Source organism: Vibrio sp. 070316B (assembly GCF_013114115.1).
Lineage (GTDB): Bacteria > Pseudomonadota > Gammaproteobacteria > Enterobacterales > Vibrionaceae > Vibrio > Vibrio chagasii_B.
In genome coordinates, this window is sequence record NZ_VTYC01000020.1 from 110,649 (window position 1) to 130,584 (window position 19,936).

15 protein-coding genes are annotated in these 19,936 nt (G+C 44.7%); 6 read left to right on the forward strand and 9 right to left on the reverse strand.

What is annotated here, in order from left to right; all coding sequences use genetic code 11:
- Positions 1 to 193 precede the first annotated feature (193 nt).
- On the forward strand, positions 194 to 1,417 hold the full coding sequence (lamB, locus tag F0251_RS15760; RefSeq protein ID WP_061032119.1) for a maltoporin LamB: 1,224 nt from the start codon (positions 194 to 196) through the stop codon (positions 1,415 to 1,417).
- A gap of 165 nt (positions 1,418 to 1,582) precedes the next feature.
- Positions 1,583 to 2,407, forward strand: coding sequence for a MalM family protein (locus tag F0251_RS15765; RefSeq protein WP_171731326.1), 825 nt, complete (start codon positions 1,583 to 1,585; stop codon positions 2,405 to 2,407).
- 478 nt (positions 2,408 to 2,885) lie between these two features.
- Here F0251_RS15765 and pulA read toward each other — a convergent pair whose 3' ends face one another.
- Together pulA and F0251_RS15775 are read right to left on the reverse strand one after the other, a co-directional pair.
- Positions 2,886 to 6,584 carry a pullulanase-type alpha-1,6-glucosidase gene (pulA, locus tag F0251_RS15770; RefSeq protein WP_171731327.1) on the reverse strand — a complete coding sequence of 1,233 codons (3,699 nt, stop codon included), beginning with the start codon at positions 6,582 to 6,584 and terminating at the stop codon, positions 2,886 to 2,888.
- 349 nt (positions 6,585 to 6,933) lie between these two features.
- The gene (locus F0251_RS15775; RefSeq protein WP_171731328.1) at positions 6,934 to 8,706 is read right to left on the reverse strand and encodes an alpha-amylase family protein; all 1,773 of its coding nucleotides are present in this window, start codon (positions 8,704 to 8,706) and stop codon (positions 6,934 to 6,936) included.
- 157 nt (positions 8,707 to 8,863) lie between these two features.
- Here F0251_RS15775 and F0251_RS15780 point away from each other — a divergent pair, with 157 nt between their 5' ends.
- Positions 8,864 to 9,253 (forward strand): DUF1294 domain-containing protein, encoded by a 390-nt coding sequence (locus F0251_RS15780; protein ID WP_061032123.1) that lies wholly within the window; start codon positions 8,864 to 8,866, stop codon positions 9,251 to 9,253.
- Positions 9,254 to 9,305: 52 nt separating this feature from the next.
- On the opposite strand, the gene F0251_RS15785 is transcribed toward F0251_RS15780, so the two are convergent.
- The gene (locus F0251_RS15785; protein WP_086714841.1) at positions 9,306 to 9,890 is read right to left on the reverse strand and encodes a LysE family translocator; all 585 of its coding nucleotides are present in this window, start codon (positions 9,888 to 9,890) and stop codon (positions 9,306 to 9,308) included.
- A gap of 141 nt (positions 9,891 to 10,031) precedes the next feature.
- Between F0251_RS15785 and F0251_RS15790 the strand changes: the two genes are divergently transcribed.
- From F0251_RS15790 to F0251_RS15800, 3 genes are all read left to right on the forward strand, one after another.
- Entirely contained in the window at positions 10,032 to 10,472 is a 441-nt protein-coding gene (locus tag F0251_RS15790; protein ID WP_105058475.1) for an Lrp/AsnC family transcriptional regulator, read from the forward strand.
- A gap of 26 nt (positions 10,473 to 10,498) precedes the next feature.
- Complete coding sequence (locus F0251_RS15795; RefSeq protein ID WP_063525381.1) at positions 10,499 to 11,428, forward strand: LysR family transcriptional regulator; 930 nt, start codon at positions 10,499 to 10,501, stop codon at positions 11,426 to 11,428.
- 634 nt (positions 11,429 to 12,062) lie between these two features.
- Positions 12,063 to 13,259 carry a tetratricopeptide repeat protein gene (locus F0251_RS15800; protein WP_061032125.1) on the forward strand — a complete coding sequence of 399 codons (1,197 nt, stop codon included), beginning with the start codon at positions 12,063 to 12,065 and terminating at the stop codon, positions 13,257 to 13,259.
- A 161-nt stretch (positions 13,260 to 13,420) separates the two neighbouring features.
- On the opposite strand, the gene sstT is transcribed toward F0251_RS15800, so the two are convergent.
- The 6 genes from sstT to F0251_RS15830 all read right to left on the reverse strand — a co-directional run bounded on the left by sstT (position 13,421) and on the right by F0251_RS15830 (position 19,326).
- Positions 13,421 to 14,635: a serine/threonine transporter SstT gene (gene sstT, locus F0251_RS15805; RefSeq protein WP_004740432.1), complete on the reverse strand. Its 1,215-nt coding sequence runs from the start codon at positions 14,633 to 14,635 to the stop codon at positions 13,421 to 13,423.
- Between the two features lie 403 nt (positions 14,636 to 15,038).
- On the reverse strand, positions 15,039 to 16,103 hold the full coding sequence (gene rsgA, locus F0251_RS15810; protein WP_061032126.1) for a ribosome small subunit-dependent GTPase A: 1,065 nt from the start codon (positions 16,101 to 16,103) through the stop codon (positions 15,039 to 15,041).
- 501 nt (positions 16,104 to 16,604) lie between these two features.
- Positions 16,605 to 17,063, reverse strand: a complete 459-nt coding sequence (locus F0251_RS15815) for a copper chaperone PCu(A)C (protein WP_004740439.1) — start codon at positions 17,061 to 17,063, stop codon at positions 16,605 to 16,607.
- 112 nt (positions 17,064 to 17,175) lie between these two features.
- Positions 17,176 to 17,772, reverse strand: a complete 597-nt coding sequence (locus F0251_RS15820; protein ID WP_171731329.1) for an SCO family protein — start codon at positions 17,770 to 17,772, stop codon at positions 17,176 to 17,178.
- Positions 17,769 to 18,209, reverse strand: a complete 441-nt coding sequence (locus tag F0251_RS15825) for a hypothetical protein (RefSeq protein ID WP_008215856.1) — start codon at positions 18,207 to 18,209, stop codon at positions 17,769 to 17,771. Before F0251_RS15825 ends, F0251_RS15820 begins: the two co-directional genes overlap by 4 nt.
- A gap of 196 nt (positions 18,210 to 18,405) precedes the next feature.
- A complete protein-coding gene (locus tag F0251_RS15830) occupies positions 18,406 to 19,326 on the reverse strand; it encodes a DUF368 domain-containing protein (RefSeq protein WP_008215853.1) in 921 nt (306 codons plus the stop codon).
- Positions 19,327 to 19,936 lie beyond the last annotated feature (610 nt).

The window sequence follows — 19,936 nt, forward strand, 5'->3', positions numbered from 1 at the left end:
CTCTAGTCCCCCTTAATTTAGTTGGGGGTGGAGGAAGTCAAACTTGTCATCCCCTCTTAATATTGACCCCGTTGAAACGAATCAGGGGAAACCCTAAACCTCTCTATCTTACGACTACCATAACTGCCTTTGGTTGCCGCAAGAGAGCAAAAATATAAAAACCTAAAATAAATCGTCCTTAATGGAGTTAAGAATGAAAAAAGTAAGTTTGATTGCTGCTGCAGTGGCGACTACGCTAGCTGCTGGCTCTGCGTTCGCTGTTGACTTTAATGGTTACATGCGTGCTGGTACTGGTATCAGCGGCAACGGTAATGGTGATGTATCAGTTAACAAAAACGGTATTGGTCGTCTAGGTAACGAAAATGACAACTACTCTGAGTTTGGCCTAGCTGAAGAACTAAAAACTGGTGAGCAAACGTGGCGCGTTGAGTCAATGATTGCTTCTGGTGCACCAGGCGCAAATGGTTGGGAAGATTCTGATTTTAACGTTGCTCAGTTCGCGGTTAAAGCGAAAGGCGTTCTATCTTTCGACCAAGAAGCGACTCTTTGGGCTGGTAAAACATACTACCAACGTAAAGATATCCACATCACTGACTTCTATTTCCTAAACACATCTGGTACTGGTGGTGGTGTTGAAAACATTTCAATCGGTGACCAAAAGCTATCTGTTGCACTAATCCAAGATGGCGCGACTGACGATTCAACTGGCTACATCTTTGATGCTCGTCTAGCGAACATCGGCCTATGGCAAGATGCATCTCTAGAATTAGCACTAGCGTACAACTTCGCAACTGATTCAGATAACGCGAGCGAGTCTGCTGACGACGGCCTACTAGCTTCTGCAATTTTACACCAAGGAACGAGCAACGGCTTCCACCAGACAGTACTTCAGTACGGTACTAACGGTTACGGCGTACAAGCTGCAAACTTCTGGGGTTCTGGTTCTTACTACGCACGTGGTACTGAAGCATTTAACGAAGCATCTGGTTTCCGTCTAATTAACTGGGGTGTAATGAACCTTGGCGAATCTTGGGAAATGGGTCACCAACTAGCTTACCTAGCGGGTAGCGATATCGGTGGTGCAGATAAAGATGGTAACTACACAAACAAAACTTTCGACATCGATCAGTACTCTGCTGTAGTTCGTCCAATGTACAAGTGGAATGACACAATGCGCACAGTATTTGAAGCTGGCTACAACGCTGGTGAGCGCATTGCTGACGGTGGTCTAGCAACTGAAGACTTCGGTAACGCTAAATTCACAGTAGCTCAAGCTTGGGCTATGGGTGACAGCTTCTGGGCTCGTCCTGAAATCCGCGTTTACGGTTCTTACATCCTAGATACTGAAAACAAAGAAGCATTCAACGGCGACGATACAGAATATGTGTTCGGTATCCAAGCTGAAGCTTGGTGGTAAACACTTAGCGTAACCAATCCTAAACTGTCCTAATTCATAGCCGGCTCGCGTCGGCTATTTTTTTAAGGAATGTACGATTAAGTGGATCGTTCCCTAGGTGAATAGTTTTCTTTGTGGTAATTAAAGTTAGTAAATTTCTTAAAAAAATAACAAGAAGGAAGAGTTATGTATTTTAAAGCTCTAATGTTGAGTGGCTGTGTTGCGTTGGCCGGTTGTCAATCTGCACAAGTTGTAGAGCAGGTGCAAGTGGCACAAGCTGAACAAGTTAACTCTCTTGCTGGTCTTCAATTTGCCCCGATGAAGCTGCCAAGCTCGGCAATTTTCGATGTAACACCAGACAGCCAAATTTTGAACTATCAGGGTATAAATAGCCCTGTAGTCGCGATCGAGCTACCGGCGGATCGCGGTGAATACTCTATTAAGATTACAAGCATGATCGGCGACACTGCATTTGTCCCTAATGCGGTTATCTATGATAAGAACGGTCGTGAGTTAGAGCGCTATGGTAAAGATAGCTTCGAATATGCAAAACCAAGATTACATTTGGGTAATCGACTTGTTGCTGAAAACGATTTCTACCCGCCGACCACATCTCAGTCGGTTTACTTAGTTATCTATACAGATCAAGCAGACCTTGATGGTTTCACTGATGTCATTCACCCAGCTCGTTTGGACGCGGAAGGCCGTGGTAACTACCTACCAGAAGTTGAAGATATTCCAGTTCCAAACTCGAACGTTGGCAAAATAGAAGTAGCGATTGATCGAGTTGGTTTCTTCTCATTCGGTTCAAGCATTGAATCAAATGCTAAGCCAGCAGCCGCGAAGGTTGAGGCGATTCAGCCAGAGACACAAACTTACTACCACAATGCAATCAAAGCCGCTGTCGAAGCAGACAATATTCCAAAAGCTTTGGGTCTATTAGACGAAGCGAAAGCACTAGGCATTGAAGGCGCACAAGAAGTCTTTGTAAAAGCAGTTAATAAAAAGTAGCTGGTACAATTACAAAGTCTGATTTAAGAGAAGGGACCCTAATAGGGTCCTTTTTTATTATCCGCGATAAATGAAATACTTTAATTAGTTAAATATTTGAGATTCGAAGACGCGAGCTTATAGATATTCACTAACGCTCTAGCTGATTAACGTAGGTCAATGTCATTTGGATCCGTGATTACTATTAAGTAGGCGTTGGCCTAGACAGCGTCTCTCATTTCTCTATTTCATGTACTTGATTCAAGAAAGCTTATCCTGGGTACAGGAACTGAAACCGAAAGTGAATAAAAAGAAACCTTCTTATTCACCAAGTGCCAACAAGGTTCCTCAATCACTAAAGGTTGAATGTGACTTATGTGTGTTGGGAGAAGGCTTTCTTAGGTTTGCGTTTATTGGGTACAAAAAAGGGAGACTGACGTCTCCCAAAGGCTAGCTTTCGCTTGTTTTATTATCTGTTACTTGAACCTAAGCTTGGAGCTTAATTCTTAGTGACAGATACCACAGCTTTGTCTACATTGTCGTCAAGCTCGTGAATCGCATTCAAAGTGAAGGTGTAGCTGCCCGCTTCCGTTACGCTCAATTGGCAATTGCCACCAGTGCCAATATCGATTGACCCGCTTGCAAGCTCTACAGAATCGCAACCAAAGTTAGGTGTTTTCCAATCAGCATCCGAAAACTTGAAGCCATAGCTACCCGCGTCTAAGTTGCCTGTTACAGAATAAACCCCATTAGCAACAAAGCTCATCGCCCAATCATCAACAGGGTTCCAACCATTCATATCACCACGCACGTACACGGTAGTTTGACCGTACGGAGGAATGCTAGATACATCCTTGTCTGAGTTATCAACCGGCAAACCAACGCCTTGTGCACCGTTTTGTGCTTGTACAAACACAGCGGTGGTTAGTGCTGGAACAGTGAATGATTCATTAGCAAAGCTTGCGCCTTTCACTATGTCATCCGCTGAGTTTTGTTGAACCTCGTGAAGCGCAAAGCCTGTCGCTCCTGAGATTTTGAACGATTGAGATTCATTGGTTGAGTTTACAATCGCGACAATCGCATCGTTCGCTGGATCGAGGTCTGTACCTGCGGATACACCATCATCGATAGACATCACGATTAGGCCTTCGACTTGGTCTTCGCCAACGTTACGGAAATCGACTCGCTTCATGACTTCGTCAGCTGTATCTAAGCGGAACAGTTCACTTGAGCTACGGATCTTTAGTAGCTCTAGGAATTGCTGCGTAGTTAACTCGATGTCGTCTGCGTCTGGTTTCGCCGTTGGGTCAGCAATGATGGTTTTGATCAGATCCCAGTTCGCACCATCTTTGTCTTCACGAGGTAAGCCAACATTCCAGTTACTGTCAGAACCGTCGAAGAACACGCGGTTGTACCAATCACCAGAGTCATAAGAATCGCGCTGCATCGACTTAGAACGAAGCAGTTCAGAACCCATGTGGATGAATGGAATGCCTTGGCCCAACATTACGGTAGAGAGCGATACAGATTGCATGCGAGCGCGTTCTGCTGAACTAGTACCAGTGGCGATCTTGTAAGCGTTGTTGTCCCAAAGTGTTTGGTTATCGTGTTTTGAAACGTAGGAGATGTTCTCTGAAGGCATCTTGGTGTAACCCGCAGGCGCGCCATTGTAGTCGACGTTTTTACCCAGTTTGGTATCGCCTTTGTAATCAATTAGCACGTATTCAGCGAGGTTACCTGCCATACCTAAGCGAACAAGATCTTGGTTGTGTAAGCGACCGTTGATGGAGTCTTGATCTGTCTTGGTTTCTTCATTGGCAATCGCAGCGTTACCGAAACCTTGGTTGAAGCGGAGTGGGTGGTTACCTTCTGAGTCGACGCCGCCATCAAACGGGCTACCGCCACGTACAGCGTCACGCAGTCGATCCGAGAATGTGCCGATCTCAGTGCCCGCCATGTTGATTTGGTTCGCTTGATCGAAGCGTGCATTATCGGCTACTTCGCCAAAATCCCAACCCTCACCGTAGAACAGGGTATTCGGGTCGATTTTGCGCACTTCTTCCAGCGCTTCGACCATCACGTCTTTTGGCTGGTGGCCCATTAAGTCAAAACGGAAACCATCCACTTTGTAGTCGTCAGCCCACACCTTGAGTGAGTCGACCATCAATTTACCCATCATTAGGTTTTCAGTCGCAGTATTGTCACAACAAGTCGAGTTTTCTACGCCACCTGTGTTGACGTTAAGACGGTGGTAGTATCCAGGGACAATCTTATCTAGTACCGACTTATCATTCACTCCAGATGCGTTGGTGTGGTTGTACACCACGTCCATGATCAGCTTGAGATCCATGTCGTGCGTGGCCTTAACCATTTGACGAAATTCTAGAATACGCTTTGATCCGTTTGGATCCGTTGCGTAGCTTCCTTCAGGAACCGTGTAATGGAATGGGTCGTAACCCCAGTTGAAGCTGTCGAGCATGCGTAAGTCGTTCATTAACGCTTGGGCGTCGCCCGTTGAAGGGTCATAGCTGTCGAGTACGTCTTCGATAACTCTGTTTTCATCTTCATTACCACATAAGGCTGCGGCAGGTTTTACATCACACAGTTTCCCAACGGTATCGGTAATATCGACGCGGCTTGCTTCATCTTCATCAACGGTGGCGATATCGAAAGCTGGCAAGATATGCAACGTCGTCAAACCTGCATCTTTCAGCGCTTGAAGATGTTTGACCGACTCACGATCGGTTTCTGTGAGAGCGAGGTACTTGCCGTTTAGGCTTGCTGTGCCGAGTTTGTCACTGAAGCTAAAGTCACGCAGATGTGACTCGTAAAGCACGTGGTCTTCATCTTTCTCTACAGTTGGACGTTCGTAGCCAGTCCAGCCTTCTGGCATCAAGGAAGAATCATTCAGGTCGATGACTTGAGAGTATGCTGAGTTCTTCGACAAACTCAGTGAGTAAGGGTCCGTTACAAGGCGAGTTTCGATATTGCCAGTGGTTGGATGGTAAACTTTCACTTGGTAGCGGTAGTACATGTTGACGGCGTTAGACACCGATTCTGTTGCCCAGATGCCTGTCTCAGTACTTTCCGTCATTGGGATGACTTGTGAACTTTTTAGATCTTCACTGTATAAGACTAGCTCAACATCTTGGGCTGTAGGAGCCCATAGTTTAAAGGTAGCTGCGCTGCCGTCGATAATAGCACCGAGTTCTTCACCCATTGCATTACCGGCATCCTCACTAGCAAATACCGAGTCAAGCACGCCTGGTTTCTGAATCTCGGTCGAAGAGATAACCTCGCCATTGGCATTGTAGGCTACAACAATGATCTGAGATTTCAAAATGGTGCGCAGTGTTGTGTCATCAACGTCAATCGCGACTGCTGGTAAACTTGCTAGGTGGCGGAAACGTTCTTTTAATTCAGAGGATAGCTCGCCATCTTTGCTCAGTTCAATTGCAGTGCCACCGACAATCTCTTTGTCATCATTCATTGAGATGCTGTTATCCAATGCATAGAAGAGCTTTACGGAGTCTGCATTGCTGGCCGCTTCCCAACCTATGGTCGTTGCATCAAGCCAATGTGCTTTTTGACCATCAATATTCACTGGTCGTTCTGAGATAGGTTCGTAGTACAACTCGCTACTGCCATGGAAACCAAATACTCCCTGAGATTCACCAAGTTTATCCAGCTCTACTTTTGAGTTTGCGCTACCAAAGGCTTTCTCATCTCCGTTGTGCAAGATAAAGTTCATGCATCGGTGTGGGTCAGAAGCGTCTGGATCGACTTTCAATACATAGTAAGCGCCGTAAGTATCGCTAATACCATCGTATTCGTATGGGCTGTTCCAATCTGTACCTGTTGCACTTAATCCCATCGCTTCTAGGTCTGTGCTAGTGCAGCCTTCACCATTCCATAAATGCAGCCCCCAACCGTCATAAGTCGAGCCTGATGTGCTTGAAGCTGCAACATCACGTTTGTAGTAAATTACCACTTCGTTTTCTGCAGCTGGATACAAACCACTATTACCAGTATCTGTACCGCTGTCGCTGTTATTATCACTGCCACAACCTGCAATTAAAGTGGCGGTGAAAAGGGGCAAAATCGCTTTGGCTAAAGTCGATTTATTGAAGCTTTTTTTCTTTGTATTGTTAAAGGTATTTCGTAGAGTTAAACATTGATTAATATTTATATTGTTCACGTTTCGATATCCATATTTCACTTTTTATGAAGATGAATATCCTAGTCTTAACGGTGGCCAGCCATTTGTGATGTCTATATGTAAAGTTATTTTTAATAAGTAAAAATAAGAAACCTAGTGTCAATGTCACGATTTGTACTTGGTTTGCAATGAATTACTTGGATCAATAGCTCATATCTTTAATATCAATAAGATAGGGCGTAGTGGCTAGGCGTAGAGAATAAGGATGAGAGCTCATCCTTATAAATGTGAGGAAGATATCGAAATGGTCGACTGTTAATTTAGCTTGGGAATTAAGTTAATTATCAATTAGCATTTATTTTCTTTCTATATAATATCGACAAGGGTTTTAAGTATTTAAAGGTAATACCCAAACCAACGATGCCAGCGGTTTTAATTCAATATTGAAACAGCCAACTCCTTCCTCTACGCGTAATTCTTGTCGCTGAATAGATTCGATATGCTCGTTAAGCATGTAACTGCCATCCGCAATTTTGATTGCTTGGATTACATCACGTGGAATGGCCAAGCAAACACGCTTTGTAGTGTGTTGGCTGAAATTCGCAGCAACTATTGTCAGCTCTTGGTCGTTATAGCGCAGAAATGCGTAAACCGAATCACTCAAATTATTGCTTTGGTGTAAGTCTCGGTAATGCCCAGTCATTGAAGAGTGCTCAAGAGAAAAGTTCATCACTTTCTGATAGAAGTGACGCAGCTGCTTTTCGCTATCGTTTAATAGCCCACCATCGAAGGCGCCGTGGTTCATCCATTTTTGATGCTGTGGGACACCGATGTAGTCAAAGATGGATGTACGAGAGGGTTGTCCAAAGCCTGCGTTCTCCGCGCCCGGTTCGCCGACTTCTTGTCCAAAATAGACCATGGTCGGTGAGCTGCTCAACAAGGCGCTGACGAGCATTGCAGGTTTGGCGATATTCGGGTCGCCTACAAATTCAGGAGACGCGATACGCTGTTCATCATGGTTATCCAAGAAGTGCAGCATGTGGTGCTCTATGTCCATCATTTGCTGCTGAATCTCGGGAATGATTGCTGTTGAAGCTTTGCCTTGCATAATGGCTTTGAGCCCATCGTATAGGTCCACTTTGTCGTATAGATAGTCCATTTTTCCTAGGTGAATGTAGTCGCGGTACAAATCTGGCTGATACACCTCCGCCATTAGAAAGGCATTGGGTTTTTGCATCTTTATTGACGAGTTGAGATAGCTCCAAAACTCAACAGGCACCATTTCAGCCATATCGTAACGAAACCCATCGATGCCTTTATCTAACCAGAACAAGGCGATGTCTCTGAACTTAACCCAAGAGTTAGGCACATCGATAGATTTCCAGAAATCGAAGTGATCTCGGTAATCACGGTGAGCATAGTCACTCGGTAATTCAGGGAAGTCCTTTGAACCATCAGGGCGGACACCGTAATTGATCTTCACGGTTTCGTACCAATCGTCGAAATTGGGTTTCGCTAGGCGTGAGCCATTACCTGTCCATTTAGCGGGCATTTCGATAAACGGAGAGTGTAGGGCTAGGTGTTGTTCACCACCAAGAGGGGTAAAATCAGGCTCGATATTCGGCAGCTCAAAGGCGCTGTTGGGGATGTAGTAGAAGTTATTGTCTCTATGGTATTCGAGACTTGTGTCATCGTGAGCACCAAAGTCACTGACGCCCTCGGGATTATTTAACCCTTTGTAATGACGTGCAACATGGTTAGGGACGATATCGATGATCACCTTTAAGCCATTGTCGTGACTTCTTTTAATTAGCGCCTCAAATTCCTCTAGTCGCTGCTCGGGGTTATCAGCGAGATCAGGGTTAACAGAGTAGTAATCTTTTTCGGCATAAGGTGAGCCTGCACGGCCTTTTACCACGCTCGGGTGATCGTCTGAAATACCAATGTGTTTGTAGTCATTGATTAACGCGTGGTGAGGAACGCCGGTATACCAAATGTGAGTCATACCAAGCTTGCGAATTTCAGACAGCGCTTTGTCAGTAAAATCACTGAATTTGCCAACGCCATTCTGTTCAATGGAGCCCCATGGGACATGTTGGGTGTTTTTATTGCCAAATAAACGCGTAAAAACTTGGTAGATGGCGTACTTTTGGTTGTACATATTTATAATTCCTTTAACTTCCATCATGTTATGTAGTGATGAAAGGGCTTGTTTATTTTGTGCAGGCTAACTGAATTACAATACGCCTTACTCATCCTTATCAAAATCTACAGGGCGTAATTGCCACAGTATGTGAGCTGTTACCCAAAAGGAGTTGATGTTGTCTTCATCTATTCAAATCGCTACCACTTATTTGGTTCTGGTGGCGGCATCTATGTTGTTTGCGGAAAGTTCTAAAGTGCTGTTGGCGTGGTATTTAGTTATCGGTGTCGTGACGTTTTTTGTGTACGCAAAAGACAAGCGAGCCGCGATTAATGGTAATTGGCGCGTGCCAGAGAAAACCTTGCACATCTTTTCTGTTGTTGGTGGTTGGTTAGGCGCTTTGATCGCACAAGATAAGCTGCGTCATAAAACACAAAAACAGCCTTTCAGAGCGATCTATTGGCTAACCGTAGTCATCAATGTAGCGGCGTTTGTATGGACGTTAACGCCGAGCGGGCAGACGATGTTTGGTCGTTGGCTTGGTGAGGCTATTAGATACTTGTAATGAAATTGATGGCTAGTAATCACTGACTAACCATCTTAGAGAAGCTATCTGGTTACAACATCGGAATGGTCGATGCTAGAAGCAAGCCAGCCATACCGTAGTTGAAGCTTTTTATGCGGACTGGCGTTGTTAGCCAGTGCTGTAGTTGCTTGCCTGCTGCCGTCCAGAAGGTCACAGATGGTAAGTTGGCTAGCGTGAAAATGGCTGCGATGATTGCAAGCTCCCACCATGAGCTGCCACTGCTATAAACAGAAATAGCTGTCAGTGCCATTGACCAACCTTTCGGGTTAACCCATTGAAAACTTGCCGCGCCGATGAAGGTCATAGGTTTATAAGCTTCAGTGCTTTTCGCTTTTCCACTCTTGGCTATTTTAATTGCGAGGTACACCAAGTACGCAAGGCTCAGGTATTTCAATACTTGGTGAGTCACCGGATAGGCGTTGAAAATCCCCATTAACCCAAAGCCAACCAACAGCAACATAGCCGCAAAACCTAAAGCAATGCCAAGCATGTGCGGAATGGTACGGGCAAAGCCAACATTGGCACCTGATGTCATGAGCATGATGTTATTTGGACCCGGCGTGAAGGTCGAGACAAACGCAAACAAAGCAAGTGCGCTAAGTTGTTCTAAAGGCATAATGGTTCTCCAGCAATAAAATGAACGAAGTGACTGACCGGTCATGACTTTCACGTGTTGAGAAACATAGTAGGTGGAAAGTGAGGCAATTATGTGCTTTTATTTCCTCTATTATCACTAAATGCACAATAATAAGTACTTATGGATAGATTTGACGAAAGGATATTGCAAGAGCTTAAGTTGGACGGCAGAATCTCCAACATTGAGCTCTCAGAGCGGATTGGCTTGTCGGCTTCAGCGACGTTAAGGCGTGTACAAGATCTTGAGCGGAAAGGCATCATTCAAGGTTATCGTGCGGTTCTCGATAACAGTTTGATGGGCATGGGTTTTATCGCCTACGTTTCGATCGGTTTATCAAGCCACAAAAAATCTGCTCAATTGGAGTTTGAAGAGCACGTCGCTATGGAGAAAGAGGTGGTCGAGTGTCACAACATCACCGGTGCCAATGAGTACTTGTTGAGAGTTGAGACTAAAGACTTACCGAGCTATAAGAAGTTTCATGCCGATGTGCTAGGAGAATGTGCTCAAGTTCAATCCATCACAACCATGGTGGTGATGGATACCCCTAAAGATGAACGTTAATCGAGCTTAATATCAGGAGCGGCACAGTGCCCAATACCAATCAGTTGTTATTGTTCTTAGATGTGGTTCAACAAGGGTCGTTTACCAAAGCGGCAACCTTGCACGACATGGACAATTCCTCTCTCTCTAAACAGATCAAAAAGCTTGAGCAAGACTTGGGTGTTCAGCTACTCAACCGTTCTACTCGATCGTTTTCTTTGACGTCTGCTGGGGAAGATATTCTTGCGCAAACCTATGTGCTGAAAGACACCATCAATCAGATTCAAGGTATCGCTGATTCGTATCAGTCAGAGCCGAAAGGCGTGCTGCGTATTACGTCGCCTATCTATTTTGGTCAGCAATACCTGCAACCTATCATCACTCAGTTTATGAGAAAGTACCCGGATGTTCAGATCGTACTTTCCTTGGACGACAAGATCGCCAACATCATTGCCGGGCAGTTTGATATTGCGTTCCGCTTTAGCAAGCTGGTGGAATCGAATTTGATTGCGAAGAAGATAGCCGACAGTAACTTCATGCTGGTCGCCTCGAATGACTTTGTGAAGCAGCATGGTGAGCCGAAAACGCCACAAGATTTGTTGTCTCTGCCTGCCGTGATTTATACCAATGGCGATATGACGGTGGATCATCTACGCATAAGTGAAGAGCCGCATGGCAATACTTTTCAGAGCCTGACGATTCGTGGCAATTATAAGGTGAGTGATGTTCGTACTATGGTGTCTTGTGTGAAAGATGGATTAGGTTATGGCTTTCTTGATCAATCAAATCTGTACGCCTCCATGAAAGAGTTGGGCTTAGTGACACTGCTTCCTGATTACGCCATTTCAACAGCTGATACCGCCATTTATGCCGTCTACCCACACCGTAAGCAGACCAAGCTAGTAAAAGAGTTCATCACCTCAGTGCAAGATTATATTGGGTCGCCGACGATTTGGGAGAAGATGCAGCAAGATTAACGGTTTCTCTGCTATATCAAATCAAAAAAGAAGCCAGAACGTTACACGAACTGGCTTCTTTTTACTTTTCTAGCGTTCACTAATTTACAATGTAAAGTTCAGCTATAGCTAGCGTGAGTGGCTTTTTCTCACAAAGAGTGCCCCTTGGTTGAAGTTAGTGATTGTGAATCACTTCTTTGCCACTTGGGTAAGCTTTTGTCCTCAGTACGTGGCCATCAATTTCTACTTCTTGATCGACGATCAGTGCCCGCTTCATAGATCTTGATATTTCACGCGCGAGTGACGTTGTCACACTTGGTGGGGCAACGTCACCGCTGCTTTCAGGTACAGGTCTTTAACCATCAGTTTCTGGTGAATGGTTGAGTCTAACTTGATGAAAGGCAAGCTCGATAAACCCTCCTTATTGAAGCAAGATCACACGATTTATGGAGTGCGTACGGATTAGTCTTTGCAGACTTCTTATCGTTATGTATTCCTGAGATACTGAACCGAGTTTAAGGCGAAGCGTATAGAGACTGCGTCTCTTGTCACCATCAGGGCTAATAGCCCCAGAAATTAACTACTCAATATAGGCTGCTTGTGGCCGATATAGAGTAGAACGGAACCGAATTAGGTTAAACATTTTATGAGTACAATGGGAATCGCAATTGGTGCGACCGCTCTTTCGTTAATACTTGTTGCTGTGTGGCTGATTTCTTTATCACTAAGAAAGCAGCGCTTGGAACAAGAACGTAAAGCGCGAGCTGTCGCTTACCGAAAGGCGATTGAAAAAGCACGTATCCAAGAGCAAAAAGAGCGCCACTTTAAAGCAGAAACAGGGCATGTCCCGTCGATTCTATATTTAGCGAAAGAGGCTGAACGTAACAATATCAAGGAAGCGTTATATTGGTACGATAAAGCGGCGCATTTGGATAACGTCAACGGCATGTACGGCATTGTTCGCTTAAGTATGAAGCGCAAAGAAGATCTGATCTTGAGAGAACAAGCCAACTTTTGGCAGCTTGCGATCTCTGCCTTAGATAACGATATGTCGGCGAAATTTGAGATGGGTAAAGCGCTGGTCCATGGACGCGGGACCGTGAAGAACATCCCCAAAGGCTACACCTATATTGAGGAATCTGCTGCTGGTGGTAATACCGAAGCGATGCTATTCATGGGTGACTGGTGCCTAGACAAAGAAAACCCAGACTACTCTGCAGAAAGCTCTGTTGATTGGTATCGCAAAGCGGCGGAGAAAAACAACCTAGACGGTAAGATCAAACTGGGTATGAGTTACTTAAATGGTGTTGGCGTAGAGCCTAACCATGGTGAGGCTGTGTACTGGTTTGAGACAGCAGCAGAAAAGAACAGCGCAGAGGCGATGTTTAGAGCCGGTGAGGCATGGATAGACCATGGTGAACACGGTAATGCGATTGCTTATATCTGGCTATTCCTATCTGCTCATTTTGGCTACTCAGAAGCTAAGCAGCAGCGAGATAAAGTAGGCGGTGAGCTAGGTGTCGATGCGGTTGTGGGCTTACAAGCACTGACTAAACCGATCATGACCAAACTTACTCAGCAAGCAATCACTAAGCACTCTATTATCAAGGCGCTCAACAAGCTTTACAAACGCAATATACCGATTCCAAAGAAAGTGAAAGAAGCGTCTGATGAAGAGGCTGAGCCATTAAGTGTAGAGACCAGCCATCTAGAAATACCGGTATCGACTGCACAGGAAGCGAATGTCGATTACAGCCAGCAACCTAGTACCGAACAGACATCCTCAGAGACACAAGCCAATCACGGTATTGACCCTCTAGATTTTAGTCAGTCTAACTGGAACAGAAACTAGTCGATGGTGGTCATCGGCTTATTTAATGAGCCTGCTACCAATCAGCGATGAGTTGATTTAAGTTCTAACTCTTATCTAGAAAATCTAGCCAACAAAAAAGGGAAGCATCTGCTTCCCTTTTTCTTTATATAGTTTTTGGCTTGAGAGCCAAAAAAGGCTTATTAAGCTTTGTTCTGCTCAGCTTTACATACTGCAGCTGTGAACACTACGTCTGTCGAGCTGTTAAGCGCTGTTTCAGCAGAATCTTGAATCACACCGATGATGAAACCTACCGCTACTACCTGCATCGCAACATCGTTTGAGATACCGAATAGACCACATGCAAGAGGGATAAGTAGCAATGAGCCACCCGCAACACCAGATGCACCACATGCCGATACCGCAGCAACTAGGCTTAGTAGGATTGCAGTGAATATATCAATCTCAATACCCATCGTGTGTACAGCAGCCAGCGTTAACACAGTGATAGTGATTGCAGCGCCAGCCATGTTGATGGTTGCACCTAGTGGAATAGATACAGAGTAAGTGTCTTCGTCTAGGTTTAGTTTCTTACAAAGGTTCATGTTTACTGGGATGTTCGCAGCACTTGAACGAGTGAAGAATGCAGTTACGCCTGATTCACGAATACATTGGAATACTAGAGGGTATGGGTTCTGCTTTGTTTTAACGAAAACAAGCAGTGGGTTAACCACTAGAGCAATGATGAGCATTGAACCTAGTAGTACCGCTAGAAGTTGACCATAGCTTGCTAGCGCCTCAAAGCCAGTGGTTGCGAAAGTCGCTGAAACTAGACCGAAGATACCAAATGGTGCTAGGCGAATGATGAAGCGAACAATGTGTGAAACACTGTGGCTTAGATCTTCGAAAACCGCTTTGGTTGTTGCAGATGCGTGGTGCAGAGCCAGACCAAGACCGATAGCCCAAGCAAGAATACCGATGTAGTTTGCGTTCATTAGCGCGCTAACTGGGTTGTCTACAAGCTTGAATAGAAGCGTGTGAAGAACTTCACCAATACCTTGAGGAGGAGTAGCACCTTCCGCGCCAGCAACCAGTGTCAAAGTGGTTGGAAACATGAAGCTTAATACTACGGCTGTAAGTGCAGCTGAGAAGGTACCAATCAGGTAAAGCACGATGATTGGACGCATATGAGTATGCTGACCTTTCTTTTGGTTTGCGATAGAAGCTGCAACAAGAATGAATACTAAAATTGGGGCAACAGCTTTCAGAGCGCCAACAAACAGACTACCTAAAAGGCCTGCGTCTTGAGCTGCTGAAGGAGAAACCATGGCGAGAACGACACCGAAAACAATACCAGCAAGGATCTGTAGGACAAGATTCCCACGAGCGATGCGGGCGAGCATGTTGTGATTTTGCATAAAATACCTGCAATTGTTAATTTATTATAGTGATGTATCTTTTATAAAGTTGTACCGATTCCAACTATACACTAGTGGAATGGGCGGTCATATTAGCGGGATCGTAGCGGGTGTCTAGGAATAGTTTACTTTTAGTGTGATTGTTTGCACTACGTGGTGTTTTTAGAGCTAAATGTTAAATAAATGTATTTTGATTTAGCTAAAAATCTACAAATTCATATTTGGTAGAGCTAATGTACTGTAAATTAGAAGATGTAAATGGCGATTAGTAAGAACATTGTGTGCGTAAATAGTCGCTTTCTTATCTAATTGAAACAAAAAGCCCCACGCGATTGGCACGTGGGGCTCGGTGTTTCAGCTCAGTGTTGAGCGATTAACTCAGATTACCTTTATATCTAGCTGCTTAAGCTGAGCCTTTCTTAATATTGCGGCTTTCTGACTGTACGTTTCGGTACATTTTGGAAAGCTGCTTATTGTTAGCGCGTTGCTCTGCAAGAGAAGCGCCGTTTCTTGCTTGCTCTCTCAGTAGCTTTTGATAGTTAGTAAATCGTCTTTCAGACAGTTCACCACTCTCAATGGCAGCCCTTATCTTGCATCCCGGCTCTGATTCATGATGACAATCAGAGAAGCGGCAGTGCATTGCTAACTCTTCGACGTCTGAAAAAGTTTCACTCACGCCTTCAGCGCAGTCTGCAAGTTGGAGCTCTCGCATTCCTGGAGTGTCGAGAAGCAAGCCACCTGATGCGAGCAAGTGGAGTGATCGTGATGTGGTTGTATGACGACCTTTACTGTCGTCTTCACGAATACCACCAGTTGCCTGCGATGCTTCACCTAGCAATGAGTTAACCAAAGTCGACTTACCCACACCAGAAGAGCCCATTAGCGCGACGGTCTTGCCGATTTTACACCAAGGTGAAAGTACTTGGGTTGAGCCTTGATCTAGGCTGTTGACCGCTTCGATCATGAGCATCGGGTCTAAGCTTTGTACCTGTTGTACTTTGTCTTCGTAGTCGTCACACAAGTCTTTCTTCGTCAGGACGATAACCGCTTCAACTTGTGCTTCATTTGCGAGTGCCAGGTAGCGTTCAATGCGACTCAGATTAAAGTCGTTGTTCAATGAAACCACGATAAACACTGTGTCGATATTGGCTGAAATATATTGTTCAGCCACACGACTGCCCGCAGCTTTTCGGCTAAAGAGCGATTGGCGTTCTAGTAAGCGATCGAATTGCAGTTCAGAGTTCAATATTACCCAATCGCCAACCGTCATTGCAGGTTGGTTGTGATGAATAGGTAGAGTGATTTCGCCCTGTTCAGAAGCCAATGTGTAGCCACTGCGATGGTGCGCGGTGATACGGGCGATCACTGAATGGTCGTAATCTTCAAGTGTCAGTTGTTGTTGGAATACAGGTTGCCATCCAAGTTGTTGAAGTGACATTGGATGAGAAAATGCAGCTTGTGAATTCATGTCTATTTACCCAGACGTGCGAGCTTTCTTTTCTTGTGAGAGCATTAACTTCTTGTGAGATCTCTTATTGTTGGTGAGATCAGAAGCGTTAAAAGCCCAAAAGCGTCGGGACGTCAAAAATGCTTTAGAGTTTGGGTCGAATTCAATAGATAGGACCCCGGATTGATTCATGCATAATGAGCATGCTTTGACCATGTGCGATCAAATGTAAACCGGGTAAAAGTGTGCGGTAGCCAGCTGGTGGCTTAATGTTGGTAGTTCGGAATTAAAGTTGGTTTAACCAAACAAAATTAACGCGTTACTTTTACTGCCAGTTTTAGTGTTTTCATTACAATCATCTTCTCTTCTCCTTGGTTATTAATATGGTTAGGCTTTGCATAAAAAGCGAGTGCAGTTTAACAAAAAGCCACGATGGCGAGAAGTCATCGTGGCTTATTTTGTCTAATTTTTCACTGATGTGCTTTGGCTCTTGATAAGCCTCATGAGCATCAGTTTCTAGAATTAGTGATGATCGTGATTCATCTTTTTCATGCCACTCATCACTTTCTTAACTGGTGCTTCGAAAGTTTGTGTTTCGCCATTTGCGAAAGTCAGTGTCATTTCGATCTGCTCGCCTTCTTTTAGACCATTTTTTAGGTCGAACAACATAATGTGCAGGCTGCCAGGCTTAAGTACGGCTTCACCATTTGCTGGGATTGTGATCTGTTGAACCTGACGCATTTTCATTACATCGCCTTCAACGATCACATCATGAAGCTCTACCTTACCTGCTGCTGGTGTTGTCGCTGAAACGATAGCGCGGTCTTTGTCACTATGGTTCATCAGGGTCGTAAATACTGCGCTGTTCACAGCCGTTGGCGGTGTCGCACGAGCGTACGCGTCATGTACCATGATGTCGCTTTTTGCCTGAGCAAGAGGGGTGAGCAATAAGCCTGCTAGAGCAAGTGCTTTTAACTTCATGTTGTTGTCCTTATTGTTTTATGTTTTGGTCTGGGACCTGACTTTACGTTTTGAACTCGATTAGTTGAGTTCTTTATTTTTATACACGCTGCTTCTAGAGTGACTTAGCACACTAGCGTGTCAATGTGTTGATGGCTTCAACAATTGGCGCAGGCGTCAACGTGTGCGGTACTTTAGTAATCAAGGTACCGTTGGGCTTTAAAAAGTAGAAATATGAGCTGTGGTCGAGTGTGTATTCCAGCTCGGAACCTTCAAGCTGTGTCTTTCGGAAAATAACACCGTATTTATGTGCCAGATTCGTGGTGACATCCAATGGGCCACTCATACCTTCAATCATTGGGTTGAAGTACTGCGCGTATTCGTATGACGCTTCCGCGGCATCACGCTCTGGATCAAGAGAAACAAACATAGGACGAATCTTGGCTTTCGATTCATCAGAGGTCTGGTTGAGCGCACCCGCTAGCATTGCTAATGATGTTGGGCAAACGTCAGGACAGCGTGTGAAGCCAAAGTAAACGATACGAATTCTGTCATCGGTTTCGTCAAAGAGTTTTATTGATTGGTTGTCTTTTCCAAAAAGCGTTGTTTCGGAGAATTGTTGTTTTTCAACGTGTTGCTCTTGAGCCTCTGTTTGACCATCGAGATAGCTTTTTACTCCAAAGCCAAGTACAAACGCTACAACCAGCGCTAGCGACCAATTCTTACTCATCTTGTCATCCTTATTGCAGGTTTTACGGTTTCAACACCATCGGTGAGCTCACCAAGCCAAGTCATGTGATCCATGGTACACACGGGTAAAATGACATCACCTTCATAGATGTTGTTACCAGTATTTTTTAATTGGAAACGTGCTGAGCCCATTTCCATCTCTAAACCGGTCAGCGATAGCATCAAGGTTTCAGAGGCCGCGCCTTCCCACACCACTTTGATTTTTGTTGGGACTAGAGGTTGAGCTGTTTCATGCTCAAGGGTCATAGCAACGCTGTCTTGCTCACACGATGTTGTTGAAAGCATGCAGTAGTCATCTAAATTGACGTCAGGAGAGTGGCTCTCTACTACCGATTTAAATTGCTCGACTGCCTGTGGTCCATAAAAGCCAGCGACCAGCGCAATACCGAGCGCAGCAACCTTTAATGCTGGGTGCATGTCGTGTTCTCATTTGATTTTATAAGAACGGCGATGGTATCACACCACTCAATACGTGCTTGTATCAAAAAGCAATTTTGTGCGTATGGTAGATATAAAAAAGCGAAGCCAGTAGCTTCGCTTTGATTCAATTTACTGACACGTCGCTATTTAAGGAAAGCACCCTACATGCGAAATGCCGCTCGATTGTTAGAGGTTAGTCAGCATTGCGCTCGGCAAACTTTTCTAAGCCAAGAACTAATGCGATGGCAACCAACATCATGATCACAGCCAAGGTCAGTTGAGAAGGCTGAGAGGTGACGGCTTCGAAGTTAAATGGAGACAAGTTCTCTTGAATGAGAGGCACTTGCTCACCTTTAGAGTTGATGCGCCAGCTGATGGTCTCTTTCCAAGGCCAGATCTTAGGCAGCGTACCGATCATCAAACCAGTTAAGAACACAAGCGTGAAGTCGCGGAATGAACGCAATAGCCAAGACAGTACATGTGAGAAAGTCAGCAGTCCAATCACACAGCCAGCAAGGAATAGCGCAAGTACATCGACTTGAAATGATTTAACGGCGCCAAGCACTGGGCCATACATGCCAATCAGGAGCAGAATAAAGCTGCCTGAAATACCGGGTAAAATCATCGCGCAGATAGCAATCGCACCCGCAATTAAGACGTTGATGCTGGTTGGCTCCATTTGCAGTGGTTTAAGCACTGTAATGCTATAAGCAAAGGCAACACCAAGCAGTAAAAACACGAATCGAATCATATCGCGCTTTTCTACTTGTTTAAGAATATGGAACACCGACACCAAAATCAGGCCGAAGAAGAAAGACCACAGTGGGACTGGGTGGGTGACCAATAACCAAGAAATCAGTTTTGCGAATGTCGCAATGCTGGTGAACACGCCTGCGAATAATGAAATTAGGAAAAAGCCATTGATGTGGTTAAACGCGGCTTTGAAGCCTTCGCGCTTCCATAAACCAAGTACGCTAGGGTTAATTCTGCGAATGCTTTCTAAAAGCGTATCGTAAATACCTGTGATGAATGCGATGGTTCCGCCTGAAACGCCTGGGACAACGTCAGCCGCGCCCATGGCCATGCCTTTGAAAAAAGTACTTAAGTAGTTCATTGCTTCATAGAGTTGAGGGTGATTTCGTGCAGTATACAAACTTTGCTGTCAAAAAAGTATGAATATGCTACTGAGAAGGTGCTTTTCTTACTCTCTTAATTGTAAGGCAATACGTTGATGTGAATATCTGCCTAACATTTAAAATACAGTCACTTAGTAATTTATCATTAATGCTAGGGATGAAACTGGTCTCTTATCAATATTGCATCTTGATTGCATTATGCAAATGCACTTTGCAATTCGCATGTAAAATTAGCCGCTTTTATGCGATGCAGGGCTTATAAAATGCCTAATTAAAGTTGGCACGCTAACTGCATAGTACTAATCGACCCTTCTTAAGCCGAGGGTCACCTAGCCAACTGACGTTGTTAGTGAACCTATGATTTGTTCACAAATATATAGAGCCAATCGCGATTATTGCGGTTGGCTATTTTTTTGCCTGTCATTTGGTGTTCTCCTTTTTCTACTCCCGCCTCTATACTTTCAGGCTCTGAATTTCAGGTGAAAAAAAAGGTTCATCGCGGATTAGCGGGAACTAAAAACAAAAACGGTAGTAAGTGATATGGTTTAGTCGCCAAACAAAAATCATACACAAACTACCGTTTTCATG

Bases quoted from the DNA above. Each gene is read 5' to 3' on its own strand.
- F0251_RS15785 (WP_086714841.1), bottom strand. From the start codon at position 9,890: ATGCCTTTAGAACAACTTAGCGCACTTGCTTTGTTTGCGTTTGTCTCG.
- F0251_RS15800 (WP_061032125.1), top strand. From the start codon at position 12,063: ATGGGAATCGCAATTGGTGCGACCGCTCTTTCGTTAATACTTGTTGCT.
- F0251_RS15815 (WP_004740439.1), bottom strand. From the start codon at position 17,063: ATGAAGTTAAAAGCACTTGCTCTAGCAGGCTTATTGCTCACCCCTCTT.
- F0251_RS15780 (WP_061032123.1), top strand. From the start codon at position 8,864: ATGTTGTCTTCATCTATTCAAATCGCTACCACTTATTTGGTTCTGGTG.
- F0251_RS15825 (WP_008215856.1), bottom strand. From the start codon at position 18,209: ATGCACCCAGCATTAAAGGTTGCTGCGCTCGGTATTGCGCTGGTCGCT.
- F0251_RS15830 (WP_008215853.1), bottom strand. From the start codon at position 19,326: ATGAACTACTTAAGTACTTTTTTCAAAGGCATGGCCATGGGCGCGGCT.
- F0251_RS15765 (WP_171731326.1), top strand. From the start codon at position 1,583: ATGTATTTTAAAGCTCTAATGTTGAGTGGCTGTGTTGCGTTGGCCGGT.
- F0251_RS15790 (WP_105058475.1), top strand. From the start codon at position 10,032: ATGGATAGATTTGACGAAAGGATATTGCAAGAGCTTAAGTTGGACGGC.
- F0251_RS15775 (WP_171731328.1), bottom strand. From the start codon at position 8,706: ATGTACAACCAAAAGTACGCCATCTACCAAGTTTTTACGCGTTTATTT.
- F0251_RS15820 (WP_171731329.1), bottom strand. From the start codon at position 17,772: ATGAGTAAGAATTGGTCGCTAGCGCTGGTTGTAGCGTTTGTACTTGGC.
- sstT (WP_004740432.1), bottom strand. From the start codon at position 14,635: ATGCAAAATCACAACATGCTCGCCCGCATCGCTCGTGGGAATCTTGTC.
- rsgA (WP_061032126.1), bottom strand. From the start codon at position 16,103: ATGAATTCACAAGCTGCATTTTCTCATCCAATGTCACTTCAACAACTT.
- lamB (WP_061032119.1), top strand. From the start codon at position 194: ATGAAAAAAGTAAGTTTGATTGCTGCTGCAGTGGCGACTACGCTAGCT.